Here is an 11,501-nt window from a genome sequence, read left to right on the forward strand (position 1 = left end):
TGGTCGAGAGATTTTATCAGCTGACCATATACCGGCTGTCCGAAGAAATGTGTACTTTTGCCCATGTTATCTGAGTTTGGAAACAAAAGCAAAGATAACAAAAAGGGCTGATACCTCGTGAGAAGTGTCAGCCCTAATTCATAAAAAATGTGGGATGTTTAGCGGACAGTAATAAATATCAATAAATAACAGCGGTGCTCTCTGAGGGTTTCTGTGAGCTTGTCGTTTTGGTGTCGTTTTCATTTTATGCACGCAACAAACTCTTGAGAAACTGTGGCAGAACAAAAACAAAAGCAGATGACAAAACTCATGGGCGACATGAGATGGTGTCATCTGCTTTCGTGTTTCGTAAGGCGGTATGAAAGAGAGTCGGAGCTTATTTCCGGTTCTTGTCAGCCAATTTCTCTCGGTCGGACTTTATCAGTGCCAGCAAACGCTCCACAGCCTCTTCCTCCGGGATGTTTCGTTCCACACATTCTTTCTTCCGATAAAGGCTGATTTTCTTCGGACCGGCTCCCACATAACCATAATCGGCATCAGCCATTTCGCCCGGACCATTCACGATGCACCCCATGATTCCTATTTTCAGTCCTTTCATGCCTTGGGTGGCTTCCTTTATTCGGGCAATCGTTGTGCGAAGATCGTAGAGTGTTCTGCCACAGCCGGGACAAGAGATGTATTCCGTTTTCACCATGCGCAGTCTGCCTGCCTGCAAGATACTGAATGCGGTTTGCTCCACGTCTGCCTGCGAGAGATTGCCTTCGTTCATCAGCCACAAACCATCGGTGAGTCCATCAATCATCAGTGCGCCCATGTCGGCAGCCGCTTCTATTTGGAACTGTTCTTTCGCCGACACCCCATCCGATGGCTCCGTGGTTACAGAATGTCTGTACATCTGTGCGAAGACCACCGGGTTGGTTGCGCCTGCCGCCATCATCCGGTGCACCAAGGCACGCTGTTCGGCAAGCCGGTTCTGATGATTGCTCACGCAGATGACCACCACTTCGGGATGGTATTTCAAACAAGTGAGAAACTCTTCCTCCGGTGTGCCATACTTTAAGACGAGAAACTTGATTTTAGATTTTACTGTTCCGATGAACGGGATGGCAGGTGTTGGGAAGATGGGGTAAACATTTGCCGGCGGAAGTTCGCCTTTCGTCGCCAACTCGATGTAATTGTTGTAATCGAGGATGTAGTTTTGGTTCTCCGACAATCGTTCCGGGAGCATGTCGTTTACATAGATGTAATCGGGACGCGGAAGGTTGGGAGCGACAACGGTCGGCATCTGCTTCCCAGTCGGAAGGTTGGCAATGACAACGGGAACGTTCTCGCCACCGATATTGCCGACGGAAAGGGTCTTTCTGCGCTGTGGATGCAGATAATCGAAGCCCTTGTAAACTTCGGCAGGCACGAGAATATGCCCTTGCTTTTTTCGGATGTGTCGCACGAGGTGGGCAGCAACGGGAATTTCCTTTTCCGGTTCTTCGCTCAGAGATACGCGAATGGTGTCGCCGATGCCATCGGCGAGCAACGCTCCGATGCCCACTGCGCTCTTGATGCGTCCGTCTTCGCCTTCACCGGCTTCTGTAACGCCGAGATGCAGCGGATAGTGCATATCCGCCTTATCCATCTCTGCAATCAAAAGGCGCACCGAACGCACCATGACGACGGTGTTTGAGGCCTTGATGGAGATGACTACATCATCGAACTGCTGCTGCTTGAAGATGCGGAGGAACTCCATACAGCTTTCCACAATGCCTTCCGGCGTGTCGCCGTAGCGCGACATGATTCGGTCGGACAAACTACCGTGGTTCACACCTATGCGCACTGCCGTGTGATGCTCCTTGCAAATCTTGATAAACGGTGTCAGCCGTTCCTCTATGCGTTGCAACTCGCCGGCATATTCCTCTTCGGTGTATTCCAAGTGCTTGAACGTTCGACCAGGATCCACGTAGTTTCCGGGATTGATGCGCACCTTCTCGGCATACAACGCTGCCACATCAGCCACGTTCGCATTGAAGTGCACATCGGCACAGAGTGGTGTTTTGTAACCATCGGTACGCAATTGTGCGCTGATGTGTTTCAAGTTCTCTGCCTCGCGCTTCCCCTGTGTAGTCAATCTCACAAGTTCTCCACCGGCGTTGATGATGCGTTCCGCTTGCACCACGCTCGCTTCGGTATCATCGGTTGAGGTGGTAGTCATGGATTGCAACCTGACGGGATTGTTGCCGCCGATGTTCAAGATGCCCACCTGCGCCACCGTACTCTTTCTTCTCTCGTAATGAAATAAATCTATCATGCTTTCCGCGTGCTGACCTGCCTGAATTGTTGAACTTTCAACCTACTCGCGCGGTAGAACTTCCGGCAGCGACTTAGCACTTAAACTTATAATCCTTGATTTCCGACAATTCTTTGTTTGCCTTTACTATTTTCTCGCCCAATTTGGACTTCCATGTGGCAACCTTTTTCGCCACTTCCTCATCGGCGAGTGCTATCATCTCTGCGGCAAGAATGGCTGCGTTTTGTGCTCCATTGACCCCTACTGTGGCTACGGGAATGCCGGGAGGCATCTGAATAATGGAGAGCATGGCATCCAGTCCGTCGAGCATTCCTTTGATGGGCACACCGATGACAGGCAGAGGGGTGGATGCAGCGATGACACCGGGCAGAGCTGCGGCCATGCCTGCTCCGGCAATGATCACTTTAATGCCTCGTTCTTGTGCCTCCTTGGCAAACTTCTCCACTGCTGCGGGGGTGCGATGCGCTGAAAGTGCGTTCACCTCGAACGGTATTTCGTATTGTTCCAACCACTTACAAGCCTTTTCCATGACAGGAAGGTCGCTTGTTGACCCCATAATAATACTAACTAAAGGTTTCATTTTTTTATGTTTAAATGATCATTATCGTAAAGAATGCACTCGCGATACCCAGAAAGAAACCCGCCGTTACTTGCATCAGCGAATGTTGGCGCAAGATAATGCGACTGGAACCGACAACTCCCGAGACGAGGACGGCAAGACAAAACCACCAAATGGGATTGAAACTGAGTATCATCGAGAAAGCCACCAATGCTCCCAAGACCCCGCCTATGGCTGCCGTATGTGTAGAAATCTTCCACCAAACGTTGATGATGGCGCACAGCACCTGAATCACCAATGCCACCACGAGTACCGATGTGATGAGATGAGGGAGGTGTAGCAGACTCATGATGTAGAAACAGCAGAAATAACAGAGAACGGATATGACGTAAGGTATCATTCTTCGCTCTTTCTGTCCCAACTGAATGAGTGTCCAACCGTAATATTGTCGATACATGTGGATGAGTAATGTGGGGATGAGCACCGTGAAAAGATAGACCATCAGCACAAGCGAAATCTTGAATTGCCATGGGAATGTGCTGAGATAGGAGAAGCCAAAGATTGCCAGTATGCCCACAACGGGCAGATAGAATGGTGTGAACAACATACTCACCACTCTGGCAGTCAATATGATTTGTTTCTCTCTCATGCTCTTTACTCTTTGCGCAGTCTTGCCACCGGAATGCTCAATTGTTCGCGATATTTGGCTATCGTGCGTCGGGCGATGGGGAAACCTTTCTCCTTCATCACCTTGGTCAAAGCCTCATCGCTGAGTGGTTTCTTCTTGTTTTCTCGGTCAATAACCTCTTTCAGTGCGACTTTTATTTTTCGTGTGGACATCTCTTCGCCTTCTTCCGTGGTGTAGCTGTCGGTAAAGAAGAAACGGAGAGGGAATGTTCCCCAACGTGTTTGTGCATATTTGATGTTGCTGACGCGTGAGATGGTGGAGATATCCAGTCCGGTTCTTTCGGCGATGTCCTTTAGAATCATGGGCTTCAGGTCTGCCTCATCTCCGTCTTGGAAGAACTTTCGCTGAATGTCGATGATGGTTTTCATCGTTAAGTAGAGCGTGTTGCGTCGTTTTCTGATTGCCTCTATGAAGCCTTGGGCTCTATCCACCTTTTCCTTTACATAGAGCAGTGCCTCCTTTGCCTGTTTGTTCATGCTCTGTTTGTTTTCCTTGTAGCCTGCCAACATTTCGTTGAAGCTCCGAGACACGTGCAATTCCGGCAAATGTCCGTGGTTGAGCGTGAAGCTGATGGTTCCGTCGTCCTCTGTATCTACGATGAAATCGGGCGTTATCTGTTGCACATTTCTTCCCATTGTCTCTCCCATGGAGGAGCCGGGCTTGGGATTGAGCTTCAAAATCTCGTTCTGCAAAGTCTTTACTTGGATATCAGAGAGCGAGAGGGCACTCTTTATTTTGCCCCAATGTTTCTTTGTGAAAGCATCGAAATGGTTGGTGAGAATTTCCCGGATGTACTGATACAGCTGCTCATCGGCTTTCCATTGTCCGGTTTGCAGCTTTCGTTCTACTTGCAGGAGCAGGCATTCCTGTAAGGTGCGCGCGCCTATTCCGGGAGGGTCGAAGTCTTGCAGGATATGCAATGTGCCGTCTATTTCTTCCTCCGTGCAATCTATTCCGTGATAGATGGCAAGTTCATCGGCAATGATATCCAAATCTTTTCTTAACAAGCCGTCATCGTCGAGACTTCCGATGAGGTATTCCATTATGCCTCGTTGCTTTTCGGTCAGCACTCTTTCGCCCACCTGTTCATTGAGTTTGTCGATGAACGATGTGGTGTCGCCATAGACAATCTCCTCGTAGTCGGCATTGTAGTTTTGCCTACTGCCTTCAAAGGTGGGCAGGTCTTCATCGGACTGCAGACGTTCCAGCGCGGTGTCGAGTGCGTCTTGTCGTTCTTCCTCTTCCTGTTGCGAATCGAAATCATCGCCCGTCGTTTCTGCTGTTTCTGCGTTCTCGTCGAAATCGCTTTTCTCATCTCCCCTTTCCAAGGCAGGGTTGTCGTCGAGTTCGGCATTCACGCTCTCTTCCAATTCGGTCAATGGCATTTCGAGCAGCTTCACTTGCAACATCTGTTGTTGGGAGAGTCGCTGCACCTGTTGTTGCTTTTGTTCTTGTACCTGTATTTGTTCTTGAGCCATTATAACCTGAATTACGATGCAAAATTACGAAAAAAGAAACACATTCTATCTGAAATAATCGCGTAATTGCGCTGCCAAAGCCGAAAGTTTTTGTGGATTGTCGTTTCCATATCTGTTCCATATCTCCTGACAAGGGGGCAAAAGGGGTGAAATGAGCAAATCGTCGCGGTTCAGATAGGGGTCGCAAAATCGGAAGACATCCATGATTTCGACTATCAATCTCGTGCTCAGTCTCATCATTTTCGCCAGTTCCCGCACCTCCGGGGTGGCTTCTACCATCGTAATGGGGGTGAGTCGGAAATAGAGTTCGAGTATCATGATGAGCATTACCGGCTTCAGTGCCTTGTTTTGTGGCAGGGGCAGGAAATCGGTCTCAAAGGTATGCTTCTCGTCCACGTCCTTATAGAACAGTGTTGAATTTCCAAACCCTTTCATTTCCCTTAGCCGTTTCACGTCTCTTTTCAGCTTTTTAGGATTTTCGGCATAGGTGTCCCATATCAGTTGTATGACAGGCGTGCCACGTTGCCTCAACAAGAACTGTTGCTCGTAGAGATAGTGCGGAGGAATGTGCAGCTCCAAACTTACCTTTACCAAGTTTCTCGAGTACATGGGCTTCATGCCCACCGGCTCTCGTAAATACACTTGCAGCAGCAAAAGCCAGTATTCGTCAGACCATAAAGGATGCGTTGCCATAAGCAAAATAGGTATCTTCGTTTCAACGCAAAGATACCTATTTTTATTGTAAAGCCCAAATTTTTTATCGGTTATCTCTCCATGATCTCTCTCTTAAGGAACGCCGAATCAGAGGCAGGGACATTTGGGGGCAAAAGATACATTGTCATTCCTCTTTTGAAGAGCGACATACGCATAAAATAAAAAAGAATGTGTGGAAGTAAGCGATAATGAAACGCGAGACCGTCTGCAAACGCCTGCCACAACTTCATGGAGCTAATTGGAAAGCTTTCTGAGTTTGGAGCGAAGTTTTAATGCTTTCTCAACCTCTTTCAGTTCTTTCTTACGCTGCTTGCGAAGTTTGTTCAGTTCTTTGTATTCTTTTTGTTTGGCTTTATATTCTTTTTTAGCGTTCTTGAACTCGTCTTTTGTCTTGTCGGCTCTACTTTTCACATCATCGTACTGCTGCCTTTTTTGTTCAGCCATTGCCTGAATCTGTTCCGCGGATAAGGTGCGATAGTTTATGCTTTGCGCGTTGAGTTGATTGCCACCAACGATGGTGAAGAATAATGCAAAGATGAAATATTTCTTCATGTCTTTTGTTGATTAATGAGCCGTAACCTCGATGCTGTTTTCTTCATGTCGCAAATTTGCTTTTGCTCCAAAAAACAACCCTTGTCGCGCCTCTTTCGATAAAATAGTGTTTCTGTTGATGTATGCAAAGATAGTCATTATAATGAATTAAACAGCGAAAAAGATACGTTTTTTTGCGAATAAGCTTCGATTTTATGATAAAAATCAAGCAAATGGAATTGCTATTGAAAAAAAACCTCTTGTCATCTTACCCGTGTATGGCAATGAAAAGTCCTTTATCTTGTCCCAATAGTGTTCTAATCACCATGAAATTACATTACAAAAAACTGCCTCCGAGGCGCACTTTGCAATCTGTTGATAATCAGAACGATACGAATTGCGATTTAAAAGCTTACCTTTTGCAGTGCAATACATGACCTTTTGCAGTGCAAAAGCTAAGCTTTTGGAACGCAAAAGGTAAGCTTTTGACAGATGAATGAAGAATTTTTAGGACATTATCGAACTTTTCCCATGTCGTCGGAAAAACATTTTGCAAGATGCATCTTCACAAAAAGCAAATACAACAATACACTTGCATAACAGTTGAGGCAATAAAAAAGAAACAGTCCGGAAAGCTTGCATAAGCTTGCACCGGACTGTTTCTTCTTCTATTTATCGGAGTCTATGGCTCAAGCGTTGTCTCTTTGGAGTCTATGCCGCCATCCCAGTCATCTCCGGATTCATCTATGGAGGTTGATGGTTCATCACCCACCTGACTATTAAGTGGACTTGCTGCCAATGGAGCCTCTGTTTCCATGCGGTATGTCATGGTTTGTGGCGCAATATATCTTTTTTCTTTTCTTGTCATGACTTTCAATGTTCTTAAAGTTTCTTATAAATACTTATAAACTATTCTCACATAGGTGCGTTACCGCATTCCTTAGTACTTCACTACCAATTTCTTTCCTTTGGCAATGTAGCAACCTGCCGGCAGTCCTTCGGTGGAAGTTGCATTCTTCCGCACGAGTTGTCCGCTGACTGTGTAAATATCGCCAAGCGGTTCTGCCTCTTCCACTGCCTCGATGCCATTGATGCTCGTTGGTGAAACAATGTTGTCATCCACCATCAGCCGGTAAGATTTGGCTCCGCTCTGTGTTTTGTCGTTTACTATCCACCAATGGAAGCCTTTCGACCATATCGGAGCCGTGCGTTTCCACCATTTATTGTCTTTCAAGGCAAAGTTGCCCACCTTCACAGCATTGTTTGTTTTCGTCAGTGTGCCTTCTATGTGTAGTTTTCCAAAGGTGTACTTCGTCTTTTGGTCTGTGGTCAGCGTGTTGATGATACTCGTCTCCGGCTTATCCATCGAAGTTCCTTGTATAAAATAGGTACGCATGTTGTCCGCCAATTGTTTTTCGACGCCGTCGTAGTCTATGTAATTCCGCATCCATGGACGCAGTGTCGGTTCCATGTCAGGTTTGATGAGACAAGGGGTATTAGCCTCTATCGCCACGGAGTCATAATGTTCCGCATCCATATTCACTTTCGAGAAATAAATGGTGTTGTCATCATCACCTTCCGCTTTTTCTCTGAGCACGGCAACCTCTGTGTTTGGACCAAACCCGACTTTCACTTGACCGCCGTTAAGCGTTACCGGCGACACAAAGGTGTTCCATTTGTGAGGTTTAAGGCTCGCATGGAGCAACAAAGTTTCATATTCCCGGTTCTTCATGTAGTCGATGTTTTCAGCATCCTCGTCAAGCAGGTAAGCACTTTCACCGATGTATTCCAACTTAAACTTGTCGAACGACAGCCAATACTGGTTCAATCTTGTGTTATCGTTCATGTTATCTGCCACAATACCGATATTCAGGATATGAGGAGAACCGGTTTCGTCTTCCCCACTCCATGGCAAATAGATGTAAAGTTCGTTAGGATATTTGCCTTCCTTGAACTGTGTGCCTGACCAAATGTAATCTCTGTTTGCTCCGTCCGTGAAATTATTTGTAGAGAAATCTTGATCGGTGCCGATTTCCTTCAATGGTTTCTTAACAAACGTTCTCGCCGGTATGCCGGATTCATCGACAAAAGGATTTTTATAGTCGTTCAGATAATTACCGTATGATGTATAATAATTCACATCAGGATCAGCCATAGGAACTTTATACACTGTTGTAGGCGACACGAAAGCTGTGAGATAAGCGGAGCTTTTCGTTCCGTCTGAATTTGTTACGGGGCGATAGAAACCTTGGCATGAAACTTTATACCAACCATCGAAAGGCAAATTGACAGCCTGAACGAACATACCCGATTTACCTGCCGTATGATTGGCTACGGAACCCGTTGCCCGGGTGACGTTCACACCCAGCAAATCGGCATATTTTCGTCCCATCTCAATTTTCTTGTTGGCAACAGAATAACTTTGAGCGTAATCAGGCAACAAGTCCTTGTTGAAACAATCAAGACGCTGATTGCCCTGCGTATTGATATTCATGTTGCCGCCACTCACCGTAAGGTAATATGGTTGCCAATCATGATACATGGGTTTCTCCCAAGAAAAGGTCGGTCTCCAGTCGCGTTGGAAATCAGGGTTGTTGATGTAAAATGAAGCCGGCTCTCCATAATATATTCGCGTCCATAAATCGAACTCGCGTAAAATCTCGTGCAGCGGAACCAATTGCCATTGTGCGTAGTAATCATTGGGGTCTGCCTCTGTGCTCTCTGACAACTCCAACGTTTTTGATTCGGTTGCTCGAAGTGGATGATAAGTCCCGTCAGAGTTGTAGTAATAAAGGTTATAGACATGAGTGTACTCATCGTAGCCCTCAACCGGAACAGCTTCCCAAGGATAGGATGCGCCATTCAATCGGTAAAATCCCGGGAGTGTTTCGCCGGGAGCACCCGTCATGTCTTTGCTGTATTGCATACTTGAACGTCCGTTCATTGGGCAAAGGAAATGAACTTTGTTACATTTCTGACCTCCGACAACATGTTGTCCTTGTTTCTCTTGTACGCCATTCATGTGGAACGGATAGTAGGGCATGTTTTCCAAAATCATTTCCACACCGTTGTTTCCACCTTGCGTCACATACAAATCGGCAGCGATGTTGTACAACACAAAATAGTTCTTAGGTCCAGCCGCAGATTCAGCTGTAGCCTCAAGACCACCATAATAAATGGCAGGAGCAGAACCTCCTTGCGCTTTTACGGACATTATGCTCATCCCAAGCAGAATGCCAAATAAACATTTTCTCAATAACATCATATACATTAGGTTTAAAAATAGATTTTTTTGCGTTAAGAATAGCATCAACGCACAGAGCAGAATCGTCAAAGAGTTCCTATTGTCATGGAAGAATAACTTGCACCGTTAAGGTGTTATCCGAATTGTCAAGTATTCAAGAACTCGAAAAGCAGCCTCTGAATGGCAAAAATGTCTATGTTAGATGATATTGGCTGCAAAGGTAAATCTTATTACAAATAATAACAAATTCGGGGGGGGTATTTGTGATAATTTAACATATAACCCTTGTATAAATCTTATGGTTTAACGTATGTTAGTATAAAAGAAGATGTATTTGTTAAGAAATGCGTACCCAAGCCTACTTGCCTTAATTCAAAATCGGTCATTAAGAATTCACGGTGTTGCATGGCAGTGAGAAGAGCTTTATTTTGTCCCGATGGTGTTCCAATCACCATGAAATTATATTACAAAAAACCGCCTTCGGGGCACACTTCGTAATCTGTTGATAATCAGAACGATATGAATTGCGATTTAAAAGCTTACCTTTTGCAGTGCAATACATGACCTTTTGCAGTGCAAAAGCTAAGCTTTTGGAACGCAAAAGGTAAGCTTTTGACAGATGAATGAAGAATTTTGTCTTTTCCTGAATTCACTTGTCAGATCTGACGATGTATTTCTGTTTTACTTGTCAAATATTTTCTTATTTACTGAATGACTTGACATTAACATTATATAGTTTAAATTTGAAGTCAGTGCACTTGCATAAAAGAAGATGGACAACACCTAAGTTCCGTCATATTTTCGGCAAGGTCTTAGGGGGCTCGATGCCCCCTGGGACCTTTGGTGAAGATGGCATAAGACCGTCGTTCGCCATATTTTCGGCGTTCCAAAGATACTTTATATTTTTCTTTTTTGCAAGCATTTATCTCTTTTTCCAAAGATTTCTCCCGGGCTGTTCGCCTCTATAGACATCCATCGGACATTTCATTCCTATGCTCATATGCGGTCGTCTGTAGTTGTAGAAGGCTATTGCCTTGGAGATTTCCATGTTGGCCTGGTCATAATCTCGGTACATCTCCTGCTGGTAAATCCACTCAACCTTAAAGGTTCCATTCGTCCTTTCCGCCACAGGATTGTCCGTAGGATTGTACCGTTCTGTCATACTAACCCTGATATGGTGGCACATAAGAGTTTCAACATATAGGTGGCAGGCGTATTGCGAACCTCTGTCAGAGTGGTGTATCGTTCCGCAGAGGTTGCCTCCTCCGGCTGCCTTAACTGCCATTAGCAATGCCTCCTTCGTATTTATAGCCTCCATGGTTTCGGATAAGCACCAGCCTATGACAGCATGTGAGTAAACATCTGTAATGAGATGGAGGTACAGGACGTTGCCGTAAATCCAAACGTAGGTTATGTCGGCTGCCCAAATGTGGTTAGCATACATTGCCGTAACACCTTGTACAAGATTAGGATACTTCCTATAAGGATGATTGGAGTCCGTTGTACGTCTTCGCTTGTTCTTGGGAAGCATAAGTCCTTCTGAAGCAAGTAGTTTTAAGAAGGAGTCGCGACCATGAGTAACATCTTCACCTAGCTCCGACTTGAGGAGGACGTGCAGTTTCACACCGCCTATCCCGGGACAGCAGGCACGATAGTAGAGTACATTGTCAACTATCAGTTTACGCCTTTGCCGCTCAGAAATCACAAGCTTGCTGCTTGCGTAATACCACTGGCGTTTCTTGCCAAACAGCCCACAGAGGAATTCCACGGATACACCGGGAAACTCCTCACGCAGCGCCGTTACTGTTTGGCACCATCTTTTTTTAAGATGCTGATACCCTCCTCGGATTCGGCTATCTCTATGAGTTTCTCATAGGCACGGCTGCGCATCTTCTCCAAAGACAATGCGTGTTGGAGGTTCACTATCTTCTGGCGCAATATCTCATTGTCTGTCAAATTCGTTTCTTTATGAGCCATACGATACCTCT

The 11,501-nt window shown here is 45.8% G+C and carries 9 protein-coding genes and 1 pseudogene; all 10 read right to left on the reverse strand.

Annotated features, from left to right (window positions below; genetic code table 11):
- Window positions 1-376: 376 nt before the first annotated feature.
- The gene (locus E0E16_RS12650) at window positions 377-2,299 is read right to left on the reverse strand and encodes a 4-hydroxy-3-methylbut-2-en-1-yl diphosphate synthase (RefSeq protein WP_130830542.1); all 1,923 of its coding nucleotides are present in this window, start codon (window positions 2,297-2,299) and stop codon (window positions 377-379) included.
- Between the two features lie 73 nt (window positions 2,300-2,372).
- The gene (purE, locus tag E0E16_RS12655; RefSeq protein WP_130830543.1) at window positions 2,373-2,879 is read right to left on the reverse strand and encodes a 5-(carboxyamino)imidazole ribonucleotide mutase; all 507 of its coding nucleotides are present in this window, start codon (window positions 2,877-2,879) and stop codon (window positions 2,373-2,375) included.
- 10 nt (window positions 2,880-2,889) lie between these two features.
- Complete coding sequence (locus tag E0E16_RS12660; protein WP_130830544.1) at window positions 2,890-3,507, reverse strand: phosphatase PAP2 family protein; 618 nt, start codon at window positions 3,505-3,507, stop codon at window positions 2,890-2,892.
- Between the two features lie 5 nt (window positions 3,508-3,512).
- Window positions 3,513-5,024: an RNA polymerase factor sigma-54 gene (rpoN, locus tag E0E16_RS12665; protein WP_130830545.1), complete on the reverse strand. Its 1,512-nt coding sequence runs from the start codon at window positions 5,022-5,024 to the stop codon at window positions 3,513-3,515.
- Between the two features lie 45 nt (window positions 5,025-5,069).
- Window positions 5,070-5,717: a hypothetical protein gene (locus E0E16_RS12670; protein ID WP_130830546.1), complete on the reverse strand. Its 648-nt coding sequence runs from the start codon at window positions 5,715-5,717 to the stop codon at window positions 5,070-5,072.
- Window positions 5,718-5,972: 255 nt separating this feature from the next.
- Window positions 5,973-6,290 (reverse strand): hypothetical protein, encoded by a 318-nt coding sequence (locus E0E16_RS12675; RefSeq protein ID WP_025875786.1) that lies wholly within the window; start codon window positions 6,288-6,290, stop codon window positions 5,973-5,975.
- Window positions 6,291-6,951: 661 nt separating this feature from the next.
- On the reverse strand, window positions 6,952-7,137 hold the full coding sequence (locus E0E16_RS12680; protein WP_130830547.1) for a hypothetical protein: 186 nt from the start codon (window positions 7,135-7,137) through the stop codon (window positions 6,952-6,954).
- 72 nt (window positions 7,138-7,209) lie between these two features.
- Window positions 7,210-9,483: a hypothetical protein gene (locus E0E16_RS12685; RefSeq protein WP_165444233.1), complete on the reverse strand. Its 2,274-nt coding sequence runs from the start codon at window positions 9,481-9,483 to the stop codon at window positions 7,210-7,212.
- Between the two features lie 952 nt (window positions 9,484-10,435).
- Window positions 10,436-11,281, reverse strand: coding sequence for an IS3 family transposase (locus E0E16_RS12690; protein ID WP_240048166.1), 846 nt, complete (start codon window positions 11,279-11,281; stop codon window positions 10,436-10,438).
- 32 nt (window positions 11,282-11,313) lie between these two features.
- A pseudogene (locus tag E0E16_RS14000) lies at window positions 11,314-11,501 on the reverse strand (hypothetical protein); the annotation flags it as partial.

The organism is Prevotella rectalis (genome assembly GCF_900607215.1).
Classification (GTDB): domain Bacteria; phylum Bacteroidota; class Bacteroidia; order Bacteroidales; family Bacteroidaceae; genus Prevotella; species Prevotella brunnea.